At 64.4% G+C, this 23220-nt stretch carries 19 protein-coding genes; 8 read left to right on the top strand and 11 right to left on the bottom strand.

The window, feature by feature from the left end; translation table 11 throughout:
• Nucleotides 1-79: 79 nt before the first annotated feature.
• The gene (locus SOM28_RS20435; RefSeq protein ID WP_320469252.1) at nucleotides 80-826 is read left to right on the top strand and encodes a hypothetical protein; all 747 of its coding nucleotides are present in this window, start codon (nucleotides 80-82) and stop codon (nucleotides 824-826) included.
• 12 nt (nucleotides 827-838) lie between these two features.
• Here the strand turns inward: SOM28_RS20435 and SOM28_RS20430 are convergent, their stop codons facing one another.
• From SOM28_RS20430 to pyrC, 4 genes are read right to left on the bottom strand one after another with little or no spacing between them, the layout of a single operon-like run.
• Nucleotides 839-1195 carry a glyoxalase superfamily protein gene (locus tag SOM28_RS20430; protein WP_123070231.1) on the bottom strand — a complete coding sequence of 119 codons (357 nt, stop codon included), beginning with the start codon at nucleotides 1193-1195 and terminating at the stop codon, nucleotides 839-841.
• 10 nt (nucleotides 1196-1205) lie between these two features.
• Entirely contained in the window at nucleotides 1206-2195 is a 990-nt protein-coding gene (locus SOM28_RS20425; RefSeq protein WP_320469251.1) for a Gfo/Idh/MocA family protein, read from the bottom strand.
• Nucleotides 2196-2209: 14 nt separating this feature from the next.
• A complete protein-coding gene (locus SOM28_RS20420; RefSeq protein ID WP_320469250.1) occupies nucleotides 2210-3001 on the bottom strand; it encodes a DUF3025 domain-containing protein in 792 nt (263 codons plus the stop codon).
• An 8-nt stretch (nucleotides 3002-3009) separates the two neighbouring features.
• Nucleotides 3010-4059, bottom strand: coding sequence for a dihydroorotase (pyrC, locus tag SOM28_RS20415; RefSeq protein ID WP_123070234.1), 1050 nt, complete (start codon nucleotides 4057-4059; stop codon nucleotides 3010-3012).
• Between the two features lie 290 nt (nucleotides 4060-4349).
• Here pyrC and SOM28_RS20410 point away from each other — a divergent pair, with 290 nt between their 5' ends.
• The 3 genes from SOM28_RS20410 to SOM28_RS20400 all read left to right on the top strand — a co-directional run bounded on the left by SOM28_RS20410 (nucleotide 4350) and on the right by SOM28_RS20400 (nucleotide 8128).
• Nucleotides 4350-5618, top strand: a complete 1269-nt coding sequence (locus tag SOM28_RS20410; protein ID WP_123070235.1) for a dicarboxylate/amino acid:cation symporter — start codon at nucleotides 4350-4352, stop codon at nucleotides 5616-5618.
• Nucleotides 5619-5711: 93 nt separating this feature from the next.
• On the top strand, nucleotides 5712-6995 hold the full coding sequence (locus SOM28_RS20405) for a metal-dependent hydrolase family protein (protein ID WP_320469249.1): 1284 nt from the start codon (nucleotides 5712-5714) through the stop codon (nucleotides 6993-6995).
• Nucleotides 6996-7096: 101 nt separating this feature from the next.
• Nucleotides 7097-8128: a type II asparaginase gene (locus SOM28_RS20400; RefSeq protein WP_320469264.1), complete on the top strand. Its 1032-nt coding sequence runs from the start codon at nucleotides 7097-7099 to the stop codon at nucleotides 8126-8128.
• Between the two features lie 143 nt (nucleotides 8129-8271).
• Here SOM28_RS20400 and SOM28_RS20395 read toward each other — a convergent pair whose 3' ends face one another.
• On the bottom strand, nucleotides 8272-10128 hold the full coding sequence (locus SOM28_RS20395; RefSeq protein ID WP_320469248.1) for an ABCB family ABC transporter ATP-binding protein/permease: 1857 nt from the start codon (nucleotides 10126-10128) through the stop codon (nucleotides 8272-8274).
• 62 nt (nucleotides 10129-10190) lie between these two features.
• Between SOM28_RS20395 and SOM28_RS20390 the strand changes: the two genes are divergently transcribed.
• Nucleotides 10191-10646: an acyl-CoA thioesterase gene (locus SOM28_RS20390; RefSeq protein WP_123071184.1), complete on the top strand. Its 456-nt coding sequence runs from the start codon at nucleotides 10191-10193 to the stop codon at nucleotides 10644-10646.
• 165 nt (nucleotides 10647-10811) lie between these two features.
• Here the strand turns inward: SOM28_RS20390 and SOM28_RS20385 are convergent, their stop codons facing one another.
• The 4 genes from SOM28_RS20385 to SOM28_RS20370 all read right to left on the bottom strand — a co-directional run bounded on the left by SOM28_RS20385 (nucleotide 10812) and on the right by SOM28_RS20370 (nucleotide 17636).
• The gene (locus SOM28_RS20385) at nucleotides 10812-12494 is read right to left on the bottom strand and encodes a long-chain-fatty-acid--CoA ligase (protein ID WP_320469247.1); all 1683 of its coding nucleotides are present in this window, start codon (nucleotides 12492-12494) and stop codon (nucleotides 10812-10814) included.
• Nucleotides 12495-12579: 85 nt separating this feature from the next.
• A complete protein-coding gene (locus tag SOM28_RS20380; RefSeq protein ID WP_320469246.1) occupies nucleotides 12580-14271 on the bottom strand; it encodes a long-chain-fatty-acid--CoA ligase in 1692 nt (563 codons plus the stop codon).
• A gap of 160 nt (nucleotides 14272-14431) precedes the next feature.
• On the bottom strand, nucleotides 14432-15508 hold the full coding sequence (locus SOM28_RS20375) for an aminopeptidase (protein WP_147935765.1): 1077 nt from the start codon (nucleotides 15506-15508) through the stop codon (nucleotides 14432-14434).
• Between the two features lie 25 nt (nucleotides 15509-15533).
• Entirely contained in the window at nucleotides 15534-17636 is a 2103-nt protein-coding gene (locus SOM28_RS20370) for a molybdopterin-containing oxidoreductase family protein (RefSeq protein ID WP_320469245.1), read from the bottom strand.
• Nucleotides 17637-17810: 174 nt separating this feature from the next.
• Here SOM28_RS20370 and SOM28_RS20365 point away from each other — a divergent pair, with 174 nt between their 5' ends.
• Nucleotides 17811-19004, top strand: coding sequence for a M20 aminoacylase family protein (locus SOM28_RS20365; protein WP_320469244.1), 1194 nt, complete (start codon nucleotides 17811-17813; stop codon nucleotides 19002-19004).
• A gap of 3 nt (nucleotides 19005-19007) precedes the next feature.
• Here the strand turns inward: SOM28_RS20365 and SOM28_RS20360 are convergent, their stop codons facing one another.
• Nucleotides 19008-19718 (bottom strand): suppressor of fused domain protein, encoded by a 711-nt coding sequence (locus tag SOM28_RS20360; protein WP_229414962.1) that lies wholly within the window; start codon nucleotides 19716-19718, stop codon nucleotides 19008-19010.
• 140 nt (nucleotides 19719-19858) lie between these two features.
• Here SOM28_RS20360 and SOM28_RS20355 point away from each other — a divergent pair, with 140 nt between their 5' ends.
• Together SOM28_RS20355 and SOM28_RS20350 are read left to right on the top strand one after the other, a co-directional pair.
• Complete coding sequence (locus tag SOM28_RS20355) at nucleotides 19859-20422, top strand: acyloxyacyl hydrolase (protein WP_123069894.1); 564 nt, start codon at nucleotides 19859-19861, stop codon at nucleotides 20420-20422.
• Between the two features lie 117 nt (nucleotides 20423-20539).
• Nucleotides 20540-21982 carry a DHA2 family efflux MFS transporter permease subunit gene (locus SOM28_RS20350; protein WP_123069893.1) on the top strand — a complete coding sequence of 481 codons (1443 nt, stop codon included), beginning with the start codon at nucleotides 20540-20542 and terminating at the stop codon, nucleotides 21980-21982.
• Between the two features lie 29 nt (nucleotides 21983-22011).
• On the opposite strand, the gene SOM28_RS20345 is transcribed toward SOM28_RS20350, so the two are convergent.
• Nucleotides 22012-23061, bottom strand: a complete 1050-nt coding sequence (locus tag SOM28_RS20345; protein ID WP_320469243.1) for a retropepsin-like aspartic protease — start codon at nucleotides 23059-23061, stop codon at nucleotides 22012-22014.
• Nucleotides 23062-23220 lie beyond the last annotated feature (159 nt).

The raw sequence follows: 23220 nt of genomic DNA, 5'->3' as shown, positions 1-23220 counted from the left end.
TTACGGATATCTTTGCTGTAGCGCGATATCCGGCCCGGCGTGTCGCGTACTTCGTTCATCACCGGACTCGGAACCGCCCATGCCCTTCATTGGACTCGGACTGCATTTCCTGATCGCCCTCTTCTTCGCGATCCACGCCCTGCGCAACCGCCGCCAGATGTACTGGCTGCTGATCCTGTTCTCATTCCCCCTACTCGGCAGCCTCGCCTACTTCGTCGTGGAATACCTGCCGGCCTCGCGTCTCGAGCGACGTGGCCGCATGGCCGGGCGCGCGCTCCAGAAAAGTCTCGATCCTGGCCGCGACGTGCGCGAAGCCCGGAGCGCGTTCGACCTGACGCCGACCGCCCACAACCAAATGCGCCTGGCCGCCGCCCTGCTCGAGGCTGGCGAATCGGAAGAAGCGGTGCGCCATTACGATGCCTGCCTGAACGGGCCATTCGCCGGCGACCCAGAGGTCATTCTGGGCGCCGCGCGCGCCAATGCGGCGCATGGACAGCCGGCGACGACGATTGCGCTGCTGGCGCCGCTGCAATCGAAGCATCCGAACTTTCGCGCCGACGAAGTCGGGCTGGAACTGGGCCGCGCCTATGCCGCCGTCGGGCGGCAAGAAGAAGCGGGCACCGAATTCGAGGCCGTCGTCGAACGTTTCGGCAGCATCGAGGCCCGCGTCGAACTGGCGCTGTGGGCGCTCGCCAATGGCAAGGAGGCGGTAGCCCAGCGCGAATTGAAGGAGATCGGGCATGCGCGCACGCATATGGAGAAGCACACGCGGGAACTGCACCGGGAGTTGTTCAAGCGGCTGGATGCCGCCACCGCGCCGAAGTAGGAGGCCGGCCCGCTAGCCGGCGAAGGTCAACCGGTTCCCGAACGGATCCTTGACGCTCAACTCGCGCGTCTCCCACGGCGTGTCCTCGATCCCGGGCCGCGCATAACCATATTGTTTGGCGGTGAGTTCGGCATGCAGGCTATCGACGTCGTCGACCTCGATGCGTAGCGCGGCGCCCGGGCAGCAATCGCCGTGATGCTCGCTCAGGTGCAGCACGCAGTCGCCGCGCGAGACCTGCAGGTACAGCGGCATGCCGGGACCGAAACGGTGGTCCCAGTCGACCGTGAAGCCAAGGTAGTCGACATAGAATTCGCGCGCCTTGGCCTCGTCGAAGATGCGCAGGATCGGCGTGACGCTCCCGAGCTTCATGGCATCCGCCCTAGACGCGGTCGGCCGCGTAACGCAGGCCGATCTGGCGCCGGATCTCGTCCATCACGCCCATCAGCGCCAGCGTCTCGCCCTGCGTCATCGACGGGCTTTCCAGCAGCCCCTGCTGCCAGCAGCGCTGGGCCTCGATCGCCTCGTGCACATAGCCGTTGCCGAGATACGGGGTCTCGATCGTGCGCTCGCTGCCGTCGTCCAGCTTGACCGTGACCGAGGTCGCGCGGTGGAACATGGTATTCATCCGTACCTGGCCGCGCTCGCCCGACACGGTCAGCTCGGCCGGCGTGCGCGCCAGGAAGGAGCAGCTGCACACCGACATGCCGCCGCCTTCGTGCTTGAGCGTGAAACCGGTCTGCACGTCGACGCCGGTCGGGCCCATCTCGGCTTGCGCACGGACTTCGATCACTGGCCCCAGTAAGCCGGCCGCGACCGACAGCGGATAGATGCCCAGGTCGAGCAGCGCGCCGCCGCCCAGCTCGGGATTGAACACGCGGTGCTCGGGGCCGAAGGCGGCCGCGAAGCCGAAGTCGGCGACGATCTGGCGCGGGGTGCCGATCTCGCCCGAGGCCAGGATGCGTTTCACTTCCAGGTAGGCCGGCAGGTAGCGCGTCCACATCGCCTCCATCAGGAACAGGCGTTTCGAGCGCGCCAGCGTCACCACCTGCTCGGCTTCGCGCAGGTTCATCGTGAACGGCTTCTCGCACAGCACGCCCTTGCCGGCGCGCAGCGCCATCAGGGCGTTGCCGGCATGCTCCGGATGCGGCGTGCCGATGTAGATCAGGTCGACGCCCTCGGCCTGGGCCAGCAGCTCGCCCGATCCATAACTGGCGAGCGCGCCGAATTCCTCGGCGAAGGCCGTGGCCTTGTCCTGGCTGCGCGAACCCACGGCGGCCAGTACGGCGCCCGGCACGTCCTTCAATGCATTGGCAAAGGCACGCGAAATCTTGCCCGTGCCGAGAATTCCCCAGCGTACCGTTTCAGCCATCGGCCTCTCCCTTTTCACGCCGTCCGCTTGGGACGGAACACAGTCGTATCCAGATAAAAATCAGTGTCTTGTCCAGGCCACCAGCCTGGAATGCCCAGCACCTGCAGGGGCGTGAAGCCGCCCGGCGTCAGATCTTGCTTCGCCAGGCTGGCCGCCACCTCGCGGTCGAGCCATGCGCGGCGCGCATCGGCTGCCAGCGCAAAGTAATCGTCGCCGGCAAACACCACCCGCGTATGCGCGGTGATCGCCTTGCGCGGCGCCACCAGCTTTTCCATCAGCGCGTGGCCGAACAGCCAGACCTCGACGTCCTTGCCGAACAGGTCACGCTTATCGTACAGGGCCTCCAGCCAGCGGTGCGCACGCAAGTCGTCGACCAGCGAGCGCCCTGCCTCGTTGTCGCGCACCACCAGCAAGGCCGCGTTCTCGTCGAAGATGGTGGCGGCGTCGCGCGCCGGACCGCGCGACTTGCCGACGCCAGCCTGCGCGATCTGCGCCGCCTGCAGCGCGTTCAGCGCGCGCTTGATACCCGGGAAGGTCTGCCACACCAGCGCGTTGAAGAAATCGTGCAGGTTGTCGCGTGTCGGCACCTGGCCGGTGGCGCCGATGAATTCTTCATAGGCCGTCCCTTCCGGCAGCGCGGCTTGCGGCACGAAGGACAGCGGCATGCCGCCGCCATTGCGGAGGTCGAGCGCGCGCGCCGCCACGTTGAAGGCGTCGATGAAGCCTTCCGGCGGCGGCGCGGCGCGCTCGAAAGCCGGGCGCACCGTGTCGTACCAGGGCTGCGCCCAGTCGATCGGCGGCAGCACGGTGCTGCTTATACCATCTTCCAGTTGATGCTCTCGCCCGCGTTCAGCGGCACCAGCTGGTGTTCGCCCATCGGCACCGATTCCGGCAGGGTCCAGCTTTCGCGCTTGAGCGTGATCGTGCCTTCATTGCGCGGCAGGTTGTAGAAGGCCGGGCCGTTGAAGCTGGCGAAGGCTTCCAGTTTGTCGAGCGCACCGGCCTGGGCGAAGGCTTCGGTATACATCTCCATCGCGTGCAGCGCGGTGTAGCAGCCGGCGCAGCCGCAGGCGGCGTACTTGGTGTGCACCGCATGCGGGGCCGAGTCGGTACCCAGGAAGAAGCGTTCGTCGCCGCTGGTGGCGGCGGTGACCAGCGCCAGGCGGTGCTCCTCGCGCTTGAGCACCGGCAGGCAATAGAAGTGCGGGCGGATACCGCCGCGGAAGATCTCGTTGCGGTTGTACAGCAGGTGGTGGGCGGTGATGGTGGCAGCGATCGGGCCTTCGGCCTCGGCCACGTACTGGGCCGCGTCCTTGGTGGTGATGTGCTCGAACACCACGTTCAGCGCCGGCATGTCTTTACGCAGCGGGCGCATCACGCGCTCGATGAACACGGCTTCGCGGTCGAACAGGTCGATCTCGTTGTCGGTCACTTCGCCGTGCACCAGCAGCGGCATGCCGACTTCCTGCATCACTTCCAGCGTCTTGTAGCACTTCTTGAGGTCGGTGACGCCGGCGTCCGAGTTGGTGGTGGCGCCGGCCGGGTACAGCTTGACCGCGTGGATGAAACCGGTGTCCTGTGCGCGCCGGATCTCGTCCGGATCGGTGTTGTCAGTCAGGTACAGCGTCATCAAGGGCTCGAAGACCATCCCCTCCGGCAGCGCGGCCAGGATGCGGGCGCGGTATTCAAGAGCGGCGGCGGCCGTGGTCACGGGCGGGCGCAGGTTCGGCATCACGATCGCGCGGCCGAACTGGCGGGCGGTGTGCGGCAGCACGCTGGCCATCGCCGCGCCGTCGCGCAGGTGCAGGTGCCAGTCGTCTGGGCGGGTGATGGTGATGGTGTCTGGGGTCTCGATGGTGGACATGGCGGCTCTCGGAAACGAATGGCGTATGAAAGGCGTATTTTACCTGCGCTGCGCCGCGCCGCGCGGGGTGCGTTCGGCGGGCCGGAAAGTCATGTCGGATTACCGTAACGACAACGGTGTAAGCGTGCTTGACAGCACTAACTGTGCCTAGGATACTGCGGAACTTGCCATAATCTTCAGTACCAACCGGCCTTCGGTCCTCGAAAACCGGTCATTGCCCGAACAACCTGCCAGCGACAGCGCAATCCGCCGCCGCCGGCCCTGCACAGGTCCACACGACAGGAAGCTTTATGAACAATCGAAATCGCCTGACTACCTTCATCATGATCGCCCTGGTGGTCGGCATCGTGGTCGGCTACCTGGTCAACACCAATACCGATGCGACGGGCGCGACGAGCTTCTCCGACACGATGTCGCTGATTACCACGATGTTCCTCCGCCTGATCAAGATGATCATCGCGCCGCTGGTGTTCGCGACCCTGGTGGTCGGCATCGCCAAGATGGGCGACGCCAAGGAAGTCGGCCGCATCGGCATCAAGGCGCTGGGCTGGTTCATGATCGCCTCGGTCATCTCGCTGTCGCTCGGCCTGGTCCTGGTGAACATCTTCCGTCCGGGCGACGCGCTGTTCGCGGCAGGCATGATGCCGCCGGTCGACGCGAGCTCGGGCATCACCAGCGGCAGCCTGACGATGAAGGACTTCATCACCCACCTGATCCCGACCTCGATCGTCGACGGCATGGCCAAGAACGAGATCCTGCAGATCGTGGTGTTCTCGCTGTTCTTCGGCACCGCCGCCGCAGCGGTTGGCGCACGCGCCACGCCGATGATCGACGCCATCGACGGCGTCGCCCACGTCATGCTCAAGCTGACCGGCTACGTGATGAACTTCGCGCCGATCGCGGTGTTCGCGGCGGTGGCCGGCATCATCGCCAAGAGCGGCCTGGGCGTGCTGTCGACCTATGGCATCTTCATGGCCCAGTTCTACTTCGGCATCGCGCTGCTGTGGATCGTCCTGATCGGCATCGGCATGGCCGTGATCGGCCCGCGCATCCTGCGCCTGGTCTCCGAACTGCGCGGCCCGACCGTGCTGGCCTTCTCGACCGCCTCGTCCGAAGCCGCCTTCCCGAAAACCCTGGAAAGCCTGGAGCGCTTCGGCGTCAAGAACCGCCTGGCCTCGTTCGTGCTGCCGATCGGCTACTCGTTCAACCTGGACGGCTCGATGATGTACTGCACCTTCGCAGCCGTCTTCATCGCCCAGGCCTACGGCATCGACCTGTCGGTCGGTACTCAGATCACCATGATGCTGGTGCTGATGCTGACCTCGAAAGGCATGGCCGGCGTGCCGCGCGCCTCGCTGGTCGTGATCGCCGCCACCCTGAACCAGTTCGACATTCCGGAAGCGGGCCTGCTGCTGCTGCTGGCGATCGACCACTTCCTGGACATGGCGCGCTCGGCCACCAACGTGATCGGCAACGGCATCGCCACCGCCGTCGTCGCCAAGTGGGAGGGCGACCTGGGAGAACCGAACAAGGAGCCCGCCATCTCACCGTTGAAATGACGATGGCAACCGGCTGCCCGTAGCACCCAAGGCCTTCCAGCAATGGAGGGCCTTTGTTTTTTCAACATCGATAATCACAACAAGGGGAAAGAGATGAAACAGATGGTTGCCGCCGGCATGCTGCTGGCCCTGAACAGCGCACACGCCGCCACCCAGACGGTCGACTGCGGCCGGCTGCTGGACGTCCAGAAAGGCGCCTGGCGCGAGCGCGTCAGCATCGTGATCGATAACGGCAGCATCGTGTCGGTGGGACCGATGACGCAGGCTGCCGGCAACATCGACCTCTCGCGCCACAGCTGCCTGCCGGGCCTGATCGACATGCACGTGCACCTGACCAGCGAAACCCAGCCGGCGGTCGACGCCTACCGCGACCGCCTGGCCGCCAATCCGGCCGACATGGCCTATCGTTCGGTGAAGTACGCCGAGCGCACCCTGATGGCCGGCTTCACCACCGTGCGCGACCTGGGCGCCGCCGACAACCTGAACATCTCGCTCAAGCGCGCCATCGCCGCCGGCGAAGTGCCGGGTCCGCGCATGTTCACCGCCGGTAAATCGCTGGCCACCACCGGCGGCCACGCCGACCCGACCAACAACCTGTCGCATTTCCTGTCCGAGAAGATCGGCACGCCCGGCCCCACCGAGGGTGTGCTCAACAGCCCCGAGGAAGCGCGCCAGGCGGTGCGCACCCGCTACAAGGATGGCGCCGACCTGATCAAGGTTACCGCCACCGGCGGCGTGCTGAGCCAGGCCGCCAGCGGCCACAACTCGCAGTACACCGAGGACGAGCTGCGCGCCGTGGTCAGCACCGCGAAGGACTACGGTTTCCGCGTCGCGGCCCACGCCCACGGCGCCGAAGGCATGAAGCGCGCGCTGCGCGTCGGCGTCGACTCGATCGAACACGGCACGTTGATGGACGACGAGGTCATCGCGCTGTTCAAGAAAGGCGGCGGCTGGTACGTGCCGACCATCTCGGCCGGCCGCTACGTGGCGGACAAGGCCAAGGAACCGAATTATTATTCCGCCCTGGTGCGTCCGAAAGCGGCCGCGATCGGCCCGCAGCTGCAAGCCACCTTCGGCCGCGCCTATAAAGCCGGCGTGAAGATCGCCTTCGGCACCGACGCCGGCGTGTTCCCGCACGGCGACAATGCCAAGGAATTCGGCTATATGGTCGAAGCGGGCATGACGCCGGCCGATGCGATCCGCTCGGCCACGGTCAACGCCGCCATCCTGCTCGACCTGCCGAAGCGCCTGGGCGCGATCGATGCGGGCTTCGCGGCCGACATCATCGCGGTCGAGGGCGATCCCCTGCAGGACGTGAAAGTGCTCGAGCAGGTCAAGTTTGTGATGAAGGATGGCGTGGTCTACAAAAAGCCCTGATTTCCAGGGCGTCCCGCCAGTTTTAGAAAGGTAGTAACACGATGTCCCAGCTGTTCCCCCAAGCCGCACGCGCGCGCGCCGCGCTGTTCGGCTTTTTGTTCATGTTCGCCGCTGCCGCGGTGCAGGCCCAGACCACGGCAAAGCTGCCGAACGTGACCATCCTCGCCACCGGCGGCACCATCGCCGGCACCGGCGCCACCAGCACCACCACGGTCGGCTACACCGCCGCCACCGTGGGCGTGCAATCGCTGATCGCGGCGGTGCCCGAGATCTCAAGGATAGCCAACGTCACCGGCGAGCAGGTGTTCCAGATCGCCAGCGAGAACATCAGCGACGCGCAATGGCTGCAACTGGCCAAGCGCGTCAACGTGCTGCTGGCGCAGCCGGACGTGGACGGCATCGTGATCACCCACGGCACCGACACGCTCGAAGAGACGGCCTATTTCCTGCACCTGACGGTCAAGAGCAAAAAGCCGGTGGTGGTGGTCGGTTCGATGCGGCCGTCGACCGCGCTGTCGGCCGATGGCCCGATCAACCTCTACAACGCGGTGCGCCTGGCCGGTACGCCCGAGGCAGCCGGCCGCGGCGTGCTGGTGGCGATGAACGACCAGATCCATTCGGCGCGCGACGTCACCAAGGCCAACACCACCACGACCGACACCTTCCGTACGTCGGAACTGGGCGTGATCGGCTACATCCAGGGCGGCAAGCCGTTCTTCTACCGTAACGTGGTGCGCAACCACACGCTGGACACCGAGTTCGACGTGAGCAAACTCGATGCGCTGCCGCAGGTCGACGTGGCCTACGCGTATGCGAACGTGGGCGACGTGGCCGTGAATGCGCTGGTCGCAGCCGGCGCCAGGGGGCTGGTGCATGCGGGCGTGGGCAATGGCAGCCTGCCGGCAAAGACGAAGCCGGCGCTGGTCAAGGCGCGCAAGGACGGCGTCGTGATCGTGCGCGCGAGCCGCGTCGGCCAGGGCATCGTGGCGCGCAATGGCGAAGCCAATGACGACGAGCTGGACTTCGTGGTGGCCGATACGCTGAGCCCGCAGAAGGCGCGCATTCTCCTGATGCTGGCGTTGACCAAGACGACCGATACCAAGAACATCCAGCGGATGTTTTATACCTACTGATCGAGTCGGACAGGTACATCACCCGTCGTTCCCGCGGAGGCGGGAACCCAAGTGTGCGTGCGGACCACTACTGCATGCTTTTGCGATAAGCGAAGGGCTTGGGTTCCCGCCTGCGCGGGAACGACGTTCCAAGGCAGGTGGTGCTAATCCTGCTGCACGCGCAGTGCTTCCACCTCCAGCGGCGGCGACGCCACATCCTCATCCGGCCGCGCCAGCTGCCGTTCCCACATCTGCGCATACAGGCCCTGCGCCGCCAGCAGCGAATAATGCGTGCCGCGCTCGACGATCCTGCCGTGGTCGAGCACGATGATCTGCTGCGCATCGGCGATCGTCGACAGGCGGTGTGCGATCACCAGGGTCGTGCGGTTCTTGGCGATTTCCTTCAGTTCGGCCTGGATCGCCTGCTCCGCGCGCGAATCGAGCGCCGACGTGGCCTCGTCGAAGATCAGGATCGCCGGATCTTTCAACAAGGTGCGCGCGATCGCCACCCGCTGCTTCTCTCCGCCCGACAGTTTCAGGCCGCGTTCGCCCACCATGCTCCCGTAACCGTCCGGCAGGCTCTCGATGAAGTCGTGGATCGAGGCCGCGCGCGCGGCCGCCACGATGTCCTCGCGGCTGGCGCCGGGCCGGCCGTAGGCGATGTTGTATTCGATCGTGTCGTTGAACAGCACCGTGTCCTGCGGCACGATGCCGATCGCGGCGCGCAGCGATTCCTGGGTGATGTCGCGCAGGTCCTGGCCGTCGATGCGGATCGCGCCGCCGTTGACGTCGTAGAAGCGGAACAGCAGTCGCGACAGGGTCGACTTACCCGAGCCGCTATGCCCCACCACCGCGGTCGTGGTCCCGGCGGGAATCGTGAAGTCGACGTCGAACAGGATCTGCCGCTTGGTCTCGTAGCTGAACTCGACGTGCGAGAACGCGACCTCGGCGCCTTTCGTCGCCAGCGGCTGGGCCTTGGGACTGTCGGCCACTTCGCGGTTCTGGTCCAGGAGGCCAAACAGGCGTTCCATATCGGCCAGGCTTTGCTTGATCTCGCGGTAGATCACGCCCAGGAAGTTGAGCGGCAGGTAGAGCTGGATCATGAAGGTATTGACCAGCACCAGGTCGCCCAGGCTCATGGTGCCGGCGATGACGCCCTCGGTCGCGCGCCACAGGATCAAGGTGACGGCGGTCGCGATGATCAGCGACTGGCCGGTGTTGAGGAAGGACAGCGAGGTCTGCGAACGCACACCGGCGTTCTCGTAGTTCTTGAGGCCTTCGTCGTAGCGCCGCGCCTCGTAGTCTTCGTTGCCGAAGTACTTGACCGTCTCGTAGTTGAGCAGCGAGTCGATCGCCTTTGTCGACGCTTTTGACTCCAGCTCGTTCATCGTGCGCCGGAAGTGGGTGCGCCACTCGGTCACGACCACCGTGAAGGTGATGTAGGACGCCAGCGCCACCGCCGTGATGATGGTGAACCAGATATCGTAGTTGAACACCAGGTAGACCAGCACCAGCGTGATCTCTACCAGGGTCGGCAAGATGTTAAACAGCGAATACGAGATCAGCGAATTGACGCCGCGCGTGCCGCGCTCGATGTCGCGCGTCATGCCGCCGGTCTGGCGGTTCAGGTGGAAGCGCAGCGACAGCGCATGCAGGTGGCGGAACACCTTGAGCGCGATGGTGCGCACCGCGCGCTGGGTCACGCGCGCGAACAAAAACTCGCGCAGCTCGGTGAAGACCGTCATCGACAGCCGCAGCAGGCCGTAGCCGACCAGCAGGCCGAGCGGAAGCACCAGCAGCGCATGCGGGTGCGCCGGGTCGATCGCCAGGCCGTCGATGATCTTCTTGAGCACCAGCGGCACGCCGACGTTGGCCATCTTGGCGCCGACCAGCGCGGCCATGGCGGCCATCACCCGCCACTTGTAGACCCACAGGTAGGGAAACAGGGTTTTGAGGGTGCCCCAGTCGTTGCGGGGCACACCGGTGGTGTCGGGAGGAAGTGGAGCGGAGTTGCGGCGCATGACGGGGCTTCTGGATTTATGGTTCAATTCGGGTCGATTGTAGCTTTTACCGAGAATTCACGATGACCACGCCCGAAAACACCCCGACCGCTCCTGCCACCGTCCCGACCGCGGTACGTCTGCCAGCAGGAAAAATGCCCGAACTGCGCGTCATGCCCGCCCCGTCCGACGCCAATGTGTACGGCGACGTGTTCGGCGGCTGGATCATGGCCCAGGTCGACCTGGCCGGCTCGCTGCCCGCCACCCGCCGCGCCAATGGCCGCGTGGCGACCATCGCCGTCAACTCATTCCTGTTCAAGAACCCGGTGTTCGTGGGCGACCTGCTATCGTTCTATGCCGACATCACCAAGGTCGGCAACACCTCGGTCACCGTCTTCGTCGAGGTCTACGCAGAGCGCAATCGCCTGGCGGCCGAGGTGGTCAAGGTGACCGAGGCGACGCTGACCTATGTCGCCACCGGCCCTGACCGCAAGCCGCGCCAGCTGCCGCCGCTCGAGTCGCTGGTAGCGCACCGCTGATAACCCGCTCGCTTCCGTTATTGTTGACGTAAAAACGTCGTTCCCGCGAAGGCGGGAACCCAAGTACTGCGTGCGTATCGATAACGCTGGCAAACTTAGGTTCCCGCCTGCGCGGGAACGACGTGGCTGTACTAAGTTAAACGATCAAATTGACGCGCAAGCCGGTCAAGCGGTCTTCTTCTCGTCGCGCAGTTCGCGCCGCAGGATCTTGCCGACGTTTGTCTTCGGCAGGGTCTCGCGGAATTCGATGAACTTGGGCCGTTTGTAGCCGGTCAGCTGTTCCTTGCAGAACTCCTTGATCTGTTCAGTGGTCAGATCGGCGTCCTTCCTCACCACATACAGCTTGACGGCCTCGCCCGAGTTCTGGTCGGGCACGCCCACGCACGCCACTTCCAGCACGCCCGGGTGCGCGGCCACCACGCCCTCCACCTCGTTCGGATAGACGTTGAAGCCCGAGACCAGGATCATGTCCTTCTTGCGGTCGACGATGCGGGTATAGCCTTGCGCGTCCATGACGCCGATGTCGCCGGTCTTGAAGAAGCCGTCGGCGGTCATGACCTTGGCCGTCTCGTCGTCGCGCTGCCAGTAGCCGGCCATCACCTGGGGGCCGCGCACGGCGATCTCGCCGGCCGTGCCGAACGGGACTTCGTTGCCCGCGTCGTCCAGGATGCGCAGCTCGGTCGACGGCAGCGGCAGGCCGATGGTGCCGGTGAAATCGGTGATGTCGCAGCGGTTGGCGCTCACCACCGGCGAGGTCTCCGACAGGCCGTAACCCTCGACGATCGGGATGCCGGTGGTCTTGAGCCATTTGTCGGCCACCGTCTTCTGCACCGCCATGCCGCCGCCCGGGCATACCATCAGGCCCGAGAAATCGAGTTTGGCGAAATCGTCGTTGTTGAGCAGGCCGTTGTACAGCGTGTTCACGGCCGGGAAGATGTTGATGCGGTATCCGCCCAGCTCCTTGATGAAGCCCTTGATGTCGCGCGGGTTCGGGATCAGCAGGTTCATGCCGCCGATGCGCAGGCCCAGCAGCGCGCAGACCGTGAGCGCATAGATGTGGTACAGCGGCAGCGCGCAGGCGAACTGCGGCTGTTCGCCGGCCTTCAGCTTGCCGAGGGTCGGGGCGAACCAGGCTTCGTTCTGCAGCACGTTGGCGATCACGTGGCGGTGCAGCAGCACCGCGCCCTTCGACACACCGGTGGTGCCGCCCGTGTACTGCAGGAAGGCGATGTCGTCGTGGCCGATGGTCACCGGCTTGAGCGTCTCGCGGCGGCCGTCGGCCAGCACCTTGTTGAAGCCGATCGCGTCCGGCAGCGAATAGGCCGGCACCATCTTCTTGACCTTGCGCACCACCAGGTTGACCAGCGTGCCTTTCAGGCCGCCCAAGAGGTCGCCCATGGTCGCCAGGACGATGTGCTTGACCTTCGTCTGGCGCACCACCTGCTCGACCGTGTGGGCGAAGTTCTCGAGCACCACGATCGCCTCGGCGCCCGAGTCGACCAGCTGGTGCTGCAGCTCGCGCGGCGTGTACAGCGGGTTGACGTTGACGACCACGTAGCCGGCGCGCAGCACGGCGGCCAGCGCCACCGGATACTGCAGCACGTTCGGCAGCATGATCGCCACGCGGGCGCCGGCTTGAAGGCCGCGCGCCTGCAGCCAGGCCGCCATCCGCTGCGACATCGCATCGAGTTCGGCAAACGTGATGGACTTGCCCATGCAGGCATAGGCCTTGCGGTCGGCGTACTTGCGAAACGCCTCCTCCAGCAAATGCGTCAGCGAGCGGTACTGGGTCGGATCGATTTCCGTCGCCACGCCGTTCTCATACGACGAGAGCCAAAATTTGTCCATCTGTCCTGCCTTCCTTGTTGGTTCCAATAAAACGCGAAAGCCGCCCGACGGGGCGGCTTTCGCCGGGTAAGTCCCGTCACAATGCTTATGCCACCGTCTCCGGCTGCTTTTTCTCGTCCCTCAGCGCCCGCCTCAGGATCTTGCCGACGTTGGTCTTCGGCAGCTCGTCGCGGAATTCGATGTACTTCGGTCGCTTGTAGCCGGTGAACTGCTCCTTGCAGTAGCCCATCAGCTGTTCGGCCGTGAGGCCAGGGTCTTTCTTTACCACGAATACCTTGACCGCCTCGCCCGAATGCTCGTCCGGCACCCCGACCACGGCGCATTCGAGCACGCCCGCATGGCCGGCGATCACGCCTTCGAGCTCGTTCGGATAGACGTTGAAGCCCGAGACCAGGATCATGTCCTTCTTGCGGTCGACGATCTTCACGAAACCGGCAGCGTCCATGATGCCGATGTCGCCCGAGCGGAAGAAGCCGTCGGCGGTCATCACCTTCGCGGTTTCGTCCGGACGGTTCCAGTAGCCGGTCATCACCTGCGGGCCGCGGATGGCGATCTCGCCGATCTCGCCTGGCGCCAGGTGGCGGCCTTCGTCGTCGATGATCGCGATGTCGGTCGACGGCACCGGCAGGCCGATGGTGCCGGTGAAGTCGGTGCCGTCGGCGCGGTTGCAGGTGGCCACCGGCGAAGTCTCGGACAGGCCGTAGCCTTCGATGATGGCCACGCCGGTGATCTGGCGCCACTTGTCGGCCACGGGCTTTTGCACCGCCATGCCGCCGCCGTTGCACACCCGCAGCGCCGAGAAATCGAGGTGGGCGAAATCGGGATTGTTGGCCAGCGCGTTATACAGCGTGTTCACCGCCGGCAGCATGTTGAAGCGGTATTTTGCCAGTTCCTTGACGAAGGCCGGGATGTCGCGCGGATTGACGATCAGGACGTTCAGCGCGCCCATGCGCATGCCCCACATCGCGCACGCGGTGAGCGCGAAGATGTGGTACAGCGGCAGCGCGCACACGATCGTGACCTGCTCGCCGCCGGCCTCGCCCAGCGCCGGTTGCGACCAGGCCTCGCTCTGCAGCACGTTGGCGATCACGTTGCGGTGGCTGAGCGTGGCGCCTTTCGAGACGCCGGTGGTGCCGCCCGTGTACTGCAGGAAGGCGACGTCGTCGATCTTGAGCTCGGCCGGCTTGAACGGCATGCGCTCGCCCTGGGCCAGCGCGTCCTTGAACGTGACCATATTCGGCAGCGAGAACTCGGGCACCATCTTCTTGACGTTGCGGACCACGAAGTTGACCAGCATGCCCTTCACGCCGCCCAGCATCTCGCCCATGCTGGCCACCACCACATGGCGCACGGGCGTCTTGCCCATCACCTTCTGCACGGTGTGGGCGAAGTTTTCCAGCACGATGATCGCTTCGCTGCCCGAATCGGTGAGCTGGTGTTCGAGTTCGCGCGCGGTGTACAACGGATTGACATTGACGACGGTGTAGCCTGCGCGCAGCACGGCGGCCAGCGCGATCGGATACTGCAGCACGTTCGGCATCATGATCGCCACCCGCGCGCCGGGGGCCAGGCCACGGCTCTGCAGCCAGGCGGCCAGCCGCTTCGAATACGCATCGAGTTCGCCGTAGGTGAGGAACTTGTCCATGCACACATAGGCTTTGCGGTCCGCGAACTTGCTGAAGGATTCTTCGAGCAAGTGCACCAAGGAGCGGTATTGATCCGGATCAATCTCCGCAGGCACGCCCGGGGGATACGACTGCAGCCAAATTTTGTCCATCGCTCACCTCTGTCTCGATTTTTATCGTTCTGATCGGGCGGCCTGAGGTGTTTGCCGGGCGCGCCTGCGCACGTGGCTTATAGGTTTGCCATCGCTGATGTGATGCTATCGGGCAGCGCCCCTGTGCGCAAGCGGTTTTACCGCGATTGGAACCGGTCCTCTACGGCGACGCTCCCATGGTGCGCTGCACCACCAGCGTGCCCGGCGTGGTCGTTCCGCCAAGGCGTTTGAGCACGCGATGACGCTCTTCCTTGTCGAGCTTGGCCAGCTGGTTGACGGCCTTGTAGAAGCCGCGCCACGTCTTCTCGCGGCGCAGCAAAACGCGAAACGCCGGCACGAAATCGTTATAGGTCGCCACCGAGGCCAGATGGGCGTTCGACAGTGGCTCGGCGAAGAAGCGGTCGTAACCCGCATAGCCGCCCCAGTTCGCCTTGAGCACCTGGTAGTCGTCCTGCAGCGCCAGGAACAGGCGCGCCTTGGCGGCGCGCTTGACGCCGTCGGGTTCCATACTTTTGTACGTACGCTCGAGCTCGCCGCGATAGCGCAGCAGCAGCGCCAGGAAGTCGCTCTTGCGGGTTTTATAGCGCTCGTAGGCTTCGCTCATCTGGGGATTGCCGAAGCGCTCGAGCCAGGCTTCCACGCCAGCCTGCTCCACCGCGCTGGCGAAGGATTCGTTGAACTGCGAATCGCCCGCCACATAGACCACCTGGTGCGCCAGCTCGTGGAAAATCAGGCGCGCCAGCTCGGCGTCCGGATAATTGATGAAGGTCGACATCAGGGGATCGCTGAACCAGCCCAGGGTCGAGTAGGCGCTCACGCCGCCGACCTCGACGTCGTTGCCCTGCGCGCGCAGTTGCCTGGCATACGCCTGGGCCTCGGCCTTGCTGTAGTAGCCGCGATAGCTCACGCAGCCGGCCACCGGGAAGCACCACTGGATGGGCTTGAGCGACAGCTCGGGCGTGGCGACCACGTTCCACAACACGTAGGGCCGGCCGAGATTGGTGTAGTTGGTATAGCTGCCGTTGTCGGGCAGCTTCATTTCCTGGATGGCGAAGCGGCGGATCTGGCGCGCCGATTCGAGGCGATGGCGCAGCTTGACGTTGGTATTGCTATCGGCGATCCAGTCGTCGATCGGGCGCGCATTGGTCAGCAATTGCAGCTGGCCTTGCGCGGCCTGGGTGTAGTAAGAGAGGGATGAGCAGCTTGACAACATGAGGGCCGCGGCTGCTGCGACCATGACTGGCTTGAAGGCCTGGGAAAATCTAGATGGTTTCATCTCGCGTCAAGGGTGCAGCTCTTTCGACCTGCACAAGGGTGTCGTAGAAAGTGGGCGCCCGGCCCATGTCGGTCAAACGCTGGCTGGTGACTTCATTGGCGTTCTTGCCGTCGCTGGCGAGTTTCTTCCACCAGACTGACAAGCCCACCACCAATCCAGCACGCGCCTTGTCGGTCACGCGTGCGCGGGCGATGAACGAACCGCGGTCGTTAAAAATACGCGCCATGTCACCGTGGGCGAGGCCGCGTGCGGCAGCATCGTTGGGGTGGATGTCGAGGTGCGGTTCGCCCTCAGTTGCGCGCAGGCTCTTTACATTGACAAACGTGGAGTTGAGGAAGTTCCGCGCCGGCGGAGAAATCATCGCGAGTGGGTATTTTTCGGCCAATACAGGGTTGGAAGCAACAGACTCGTAAGGCGGAATATAAGTGGGCACCGGATCGAGCCCATCGGCCAGCATGCTCTCAGAAAAGAACTCGCACTTGCCGGACGGGGTCGTAAAACCGCCCTCGGCGAACGGCGCGGCCGGCATGTTCAGCTTTTTCCAGCCGCTGCGCTTGAGCGAATCCCAGTCGAAGTGGATCGCGCGCGCATCGCTCTTGTTGAAGGCCTGGGCCGCGATCTCGTCGTCGCTCTCCTGGAAGCACGGGTCGTCGTAACCCATGCGCGCCGCCAGCAGGCGGAAGAACTCGGTGTTCGGCTTCGATTCGCCGACGGGTGCGATGGCGGCATTATTCGCCATCATGTACAAGTGGCCATAGGCCAGGTGCGCATCGACGTGCTCGAGCTGGGTGGTGGCCGGCAGCAGGATGTCGGCATAGTCGGCGCTATCGGTATGAAAGTGCTCAAGCACCACGGTAAACAGGTCTTCGCGCTCGAAGCCCTGCTGCACCTTGCGCGAATCGGGCGCGATCGCCAGCGGATTGGCGTTGTAGACGATGACGGCCTCGATCTTCGGGCCGAATTCGGGCGACGCTTGCCTGAGCAGGTCGTCGCCGATGGTGGTCATATTGATCGTGCGCGGCGTGCGGCCGGCCAGCAGATCCGGGCGCTGCAAGGCCGGGCGGTTGACCGGGAACGACGCCGAGGTCGACAGCTGGATACCGCCGGCCGGCAGGCGCCAGGCGCCCACCAGCGCCGGCAGGCAGGTGATGTTGCGCACCGCCATGCCGCCGCCGCGCACGCGCTGGATGCCATAGTTGACACGGATCGCGGCCGCTTCGCCGCGCTTCGCGGTCTGTCCGTACAGGCGCGCCAGGTTGAGCACTTCGTCGACCGTGATGCCGCAGGTTTCCGCGGTGCGCTCGGGCGTCCATTCCAGGGCGCGCGCCTTCAGGGGCTCGAAGCCCAGCGTGTATTGCGCGATATAGTCGTGGTCGAGCAGGTCTTCCTTGATCAAGACGTGCATCATGCCCAGCGCCAGCGCGGCATCGGTGCCTGGCAACAGGGCGATGTGCTGATGGCACTTCTCGGCCGTCAGCGAACGATAGGGATCGATCGCGATCAAGGTCGCGCCACGGCGCTTTGCCTCTTGCGCGCGCATCCAGAAATGCAGATTGGAAGCGATCGGGTTGCCGCCCCAGATCAGGATCAGCTTGGCGTCCTGGAACTCCTCCAGGTCGGTGCCGATCGAACTGCCGATGGTATAGCGATAACCGGTGGCGCCGGCGGTGGCGCAGATGGTGCGATCGAGCAGCGAGGCGCCCAGTTTATTGAAGAAGCGCAGCGACATCGATTCGCCCTGCACCAGGCCCATGGTGCCGCAGTAGCTATAGGGCAGGATGGCTTGCGGGTCGCGCGCGCCGATGTCTTTCAGACGTGCTGCGATGGTGTCGAGGGCTTCGTCCCAACTGATGCGTTCGAATTTTCCTTCTCCCTTGCGGCCCACGCGGCGCATCGGATACAGCACGCGGTCCGGGTGATAGGTGCGGTCGGCATAGCGCGACACCTTGGTGCACAACACCCCGGCCGTGGTCGGATGCTCCGGATCGCCCTTCACTTCCGTCGCGACGCCGTCTTCGACTTTGACGAGGATGGCGCAGGTGTCGGGACAATCGTGGGGGCAGGTCGCACGGACGTGGGTAATGGTCATTTTCTTATGAGGCTATGGTGAAAAAACTGCGTGAATCCAATACTTTATACGATTCCAGCGGGCTTCGCGCCCTCCTCTGTCAAGTCTGTTTGAGGCACGCTACAATAGTTAAAACGATGCCATGCAAAGGCTGGACAGCGTGGTGACACATTCGCAAACAGCGAGGAGAACACGATGAAACTAGTGGAACCTATCCTGGCGTCTCAAGCAGAGATCCAGGCCATCCGACGTGACCTGCATGCCCACCCGGAGCTGTGCTACGAAGAACACCGCACCGCCGAAATCGTCGCCGAACGCCTGAGCGCGTGGGGCATCCCCGTGGTACGCGGCCTGGGCGTGACCGGCGTGGTCGGCATCATCAAGAACGGCACGTCGGAACGTGCGATCGGCCTGCGCGCCGACATGGACGCGCTGCCGATGCAGGAATTGAACGGCTTCGCGCATGCGTCGACCCACGCGGGCAAGATGCACGCCTGCGGCCATGACGGCCATACCGCGATGCTGCTCGGCGCCGCCCACTACCTGGCGCAGCACCGCAACTTCGACGGCACCGTGTACCTGATCTTCCAGCCGGCCGAGGAAGGCGGCGGCGGCGCGAAGCGCATGATCGAGGACGGCCTGTTCGAGCGCTTCCCGATGGACGCCGTGTATGGCATGCACAATTGGCCAGGTATCCCGGAAGGGCATTTCGGCGTCGTCTCCGGCCCGATGATGGCCTCGAGTAATGAGTTCCGCGTAACCGTGCGCGGCAAGGGCGCGCACGCGGCGCAGCCGCATCGCGGCATCGATCCGATCATGGTGGCGGTGCAGATCGCGCAAGCCTGGCAGACCATCGTCTCGCGCGAGAAAAATCCACTGCACACCGCGGTGCTGTCGATCACGCAAATCCATGCCGGCAGCGCCACCAATATCATCCCCGATGAAGCCGAACTGGTCGGCACGGTGCGCACCTTCACCACCGAAGTGCTCGACCTGATCGAGCGCCGCATGCAGGAGATGGCGAACGGCATCGCGGCTGGCTTTGGCGCCAGCATCGACTTCGGTTTCAAGCGCAATTACCCGCCGCTGGTGAACCATCCGGAACAGACCGCGTTCGCGATCGAGGCGATGCGCGCGGTGGCGGGCCCGGCCCAGGTCGATGCCAATGTGGAACCGACCATGGGCGCCGAGGACTTCGCCTTCATGCTGCAGGCCAAGCCGGGCTGCTATGTCTTCCTCGGCAATGGCGACGGCGATCACCGCGCCGGCGGCCATGGGCTCGGCCCTTGCCAGCTGCACAATGCCAGCTATGACTTCAACGACAATCTGCTGCCGATCGGCGCCAGCTACTGGGTGCGGCTGGCGGAGATGAGCCTGGCTGTGGCCTGAGGCTTAGAACAGGCCCAGGAACTTCTTCCGGGCCGTGTTCTTGCGCGCCGGATCGACCACGTCGGTGACGTTGAACTGGTTGAACTTGTCGATCAGTGCCGCGAAGCCGCGGCGGCGCGCCAGGTTCAGCTCTTCCTTGTACAGCGGCACGACGCAATGGAAATAGACGTCCTTGCCGTCGACCGTGACCGAGTGGAACGGTTCCGGGCTCGATGCCGGCGGCAATACGATGGCGCCGCAGAAGCCGATGCTGGCGATATACGGCTTGGCCGGGTTCCCGTTTGGCAAGGAGTGGCCGAGGCCGATCCAGGTACGCTCCGTATGCGGATAGTGGGCCAGATGGCGCAGCAGGGCGACCGGCCAGTACCAGCGCTCGTCCTTCATCGCCGCCTCGTCCAGTTGCCAGTTCGCCGGCAGGGCCATCATGAGCTCGGCATAGGCCGGCGCGCCTTCCGGCACGTTCATCGGCTGCTTGCTCATGCCCGACGTCACCAGGCGCACGTAGGGATAGGAATCGGTCGGCCCGATCACGTGGATGTCGACCTGGACGCCGTCCGTCTGCGTTTCGTGGAAGTACAGGGCAGGCTTGCCGAGATGGGCGGCGATGTGCTCGCCCACCGGGTCGTGCGGCAGCACTGCGGGTTCGGGCTGGCGCGCCATGGGGGCGGCAAGCGGGTACAGGGGAGCGACTGTCGGTTCGATTGGTTCGGCCATTGTTATTAATGTGGGTCGGTTGCAGCGGGCGTCTATGATACCTTCGCCACATGGTTACGTGGCCGCCAGCACGCTATTGTTCTCGCTAGTACAATAGCGCATCAAACAAGAATTACGCTTTTTTCCTACCAAGGATAACCATGCTCACTACCAAGAAAATCGGCGCCCTGGCGGCTTGCTGCGCCGCGCTGTTCGCTCCGTTCGCCTCGGCCCAGTCCACCGTCGGCAACGGCTACATCGATTCGGCTTCGTTCGAAGTCGGCACCAACCCGCAGCAGCGCATGTACCGCATCGCGGTCCAGTCCGACTGGGACAAGCGCTGGTTCGCCGGCAACGGCCGTCACCTGTCGGGCTACTGGGAGGGCAACCTGGCCCTGTGGCGCCTGAATTCCTACGAAAACGTGCGCGGCCAGAACAAGAATATGGCGGCGATCGGCTTCACCCCGGTGTTCCGCTACCAGAATGACAACAAGCTCGGCCTGTACGGCGAGATCGGTATCGGCGTCAACCTGTTCTCGACCCTGTACAAGAACGAAGACAAGGAACTGTCGACCGCCTTCCAGTTCGGCGACCACATCGGCATCGGCTACACCACCCAGAAGTGGGACTTCGGCCTGAAGTACCAGCACTACTCGAACGCCAGCATCAAGAGCCCGAACGCGGGCGCCAACTGGTTTATCGCCAAGGCGGCTTACCGCTTCTGATGTCCCTGATGCACGCATGGGCCGGCAACGGCCGGTCCATGGCGCGGCCATCTTGCAGTTTGTGACACAATCGGGCCCCTGGCGGCCACTGCCGCCTGCCGTTTTGCCGAGGCCCGATTGACCCCTTCGCCCACCCTCAAGCGCTACCTTCCCTGGCTCGTCGCGACCGCCCTGTTCATGGAGCAGCTCGATGCGACCATCGTCAATACCGCTATCCCCAGCATTGCCGCCAGCCTCGGCGTCACCCCGCTGAGCCTGAAATCGGTCGTCACCAGCTACATCCTCGGCCTCGCGGTCGGCATTCCCTTGAGCGGCTGGATGGCCGACCGTTTCGGTACCCGGCGCGTGTTCTTCACGGCCATTGCCGTGTTCACCTTCGCATCGGTGCTGTGCGGGCTGTCAGTGAGCGCCCACATGATGACCGGCGCCCGGCTGCTGCAAGGATTGGGCGGGGCCATGATGATCCCGATCGGCCGCCTGTCGATCGTGCGCACCTTCCCCAAGAACGAGCTGCTGGGGGCGATGAACTTCGTCATCATCCCGGCCCTGATCGGACCGCTGCTGGGGCCGACGGTCGGCGGCCTGATCGTGCACTGGACCTCGTGGCGCGTGATCTTCTTCGTCAATATCCCGGTCGGACTGGCTGCGCTGTATTTTGTCTGGCGCTATATGCCTGACTACCGCGCGGAACAGCGGCGTCCGCTCGACGTGCCCGGCCTGATCCTGTTCAGCAGCGGCACCGCCCTGCTGTCCTGGGTGCTGGAAGTGTTCGGCGAGCATACGCTCGACGGCATGACGGCCGGCCTGCTGTTCCTGCTGGCGCTCGGCCTGCTGGGCGCGTATGCCTGGCATGCCTGCCGCACCAAGTTCCCGCTCCTGCGCCTGACCCTGCTCAAGGTGCGCACCTTCCGCATCGCGGTGCTGGGCGGCTTCGTCACCCGGCTCGGCGTCGGCGGCCTGCCCTTCTTGCTGCCGCTGCTGTACCAGCTGGGGCTGGGCCTGCCGGCCTGGCAGTCCGGCTTGCTGATGATGCCGGCGGCGCTGGCGGCAATGGGCATGAAGGTGTTCGCGCCCGGCTTGCTGGCGCGCTTCGGCTATCGCCGGGTGCTGCTGGTGAACACGATCATGATCGGCGTGACCATTGCGATGTTCACGCTGGTGGATGCCGGCACGCCGCTGGCGGTGATCGTCGGCATCGGCCTGATGCAGGGCTTCTTCAACTCGCTGCAGTTCTCGAGCATGAATACGCTGGCCTATGCCGACGTCGAGCCGGCCGATACCAGCATGGCCAGCACGATCTCCAGCTCGTTCCAGCAATTGTCGATGAGCTTTGGCCTGGCCGCAGGGTCGATCGTCACTGCCTGGTTCCTGGGCGGCGTATCGCAGACCAACCAGGGCCAGGTGACGCAGGCCCTGCACCATGGCTTCGCCGTCCTGGCGGTGCTGACCCTGCTCTCCTCGGCCGTGTTCTGGCGCCTGCGCCGCAACGATGGCGACAGCATCAGCCGCGGGCAGAGCGTGGCTCCGACGGCCGAGCCGGTGACGGTCACGGCTCAGTGACGGCTCAGTGACGGCTCAGTGACGGCGCCTTATTTCACCGGTTGCGAGATCACTTCGACCGAGCCGCGTTTCAGGATTGGGTTCTTGACGGCGGAGAAGTACACCTGTCGCTGGCTCATCGCGATATAGGTCCGGTGTCGATGCAGGAAGTCGGTGCCCAATACCAGGATCGCGCCTGAATACGGCAAGTCCATCAGGCGCAGATTGAAATCCTTGACCTCGAGTCCGCCGATCGACATCTGCCCCACGGGGACACTCCACACCGGCTTGTCCTGGTCATGGCCGGGAAGTGGTTCCTCGCGGGTCGCGCCGGATGCGGCGGGTGTCAATCCCAGCCGCTCCGCAGCGCTTGCCGGAAGGTAGGAATGCGGCGTCGCCGTCGACAATAGCGCCCAGACTTCCTTGCCGTTGATGAGCACGCTGAACACCGGACGTGGATCGCGTTTCCACAGGTCGACCCGGACGGGGACGGCGACGGCGTCCGGGTCCCAGTAGGCGAGATGCTCCCTGAAGCAGCCTTGCGGGTTGAAGTGTTTCAGATAGCCCTCATCCAGGGCGACCTCTAGATCCGTGAGCAGGAGATTGCCGGCGCCGACCCTTGCGCCGAACGTGTCGTCCATAAAATCCTCGACCATATACCAGCTGTCCGTCAACTTCGTCCGGCCGAAAGAAGCATCATCGACGAATGTCGTCACGCCTTCCTTGACGATGAATTGACCAGACGGCACGAAACCGCCTTGCGGGATGAACGTCGTCGTGACGTTCCTGCTTTCCTGGAACTGGGTACTGGTGACGTGACGTACCTTGATGTCGAGACGATCCAGGGTCTTTTTGTTGAGGACGATGGTTTGCGACGAGCCGATGTTCACCATGGCGGAGATGGGGGAGCCGTTGAGACTGGCCTGCATGACGGGACGCAGATCGTCGGTGAACGTGAGTGGCACCGTGGCCAGTTCACCCATCTCGCAGCCGGCAGGGAGCGATTGCGCAATCGCAGGGCTGGAACTCATCAGGGCCGCGAGCAAAAGCGGGCCGGTCAGGTGGGCGTACAGCGTCGAGAATCGGTTAGTCATCGCCATCAATCATGAGTCCAGGGAAGAACCAGTATAGATACTTCAATGCATGTAAGTGATCGGCGGCGCGAGATTACCCGCTCGGGGTTGATGTCATGCGAATCAGGTAGTTGGAGGTGAAATCACCTTCTGGTGACGACAATTCATCGACTTTTCGGCGCGATC

It is taken from the genome of Massilia sp. CFBP9026 (genome assembly GCF_034045165.1).
GTDB lineage: Bacteria > Pseudomonadota > Gammaproteobacteria > Burkholderiales > Burkholderiaceae_D > Telluria > Telluria arenae.
This window is presented reverse-complemented; position numbering and strand designations above follow the sequence as displayed.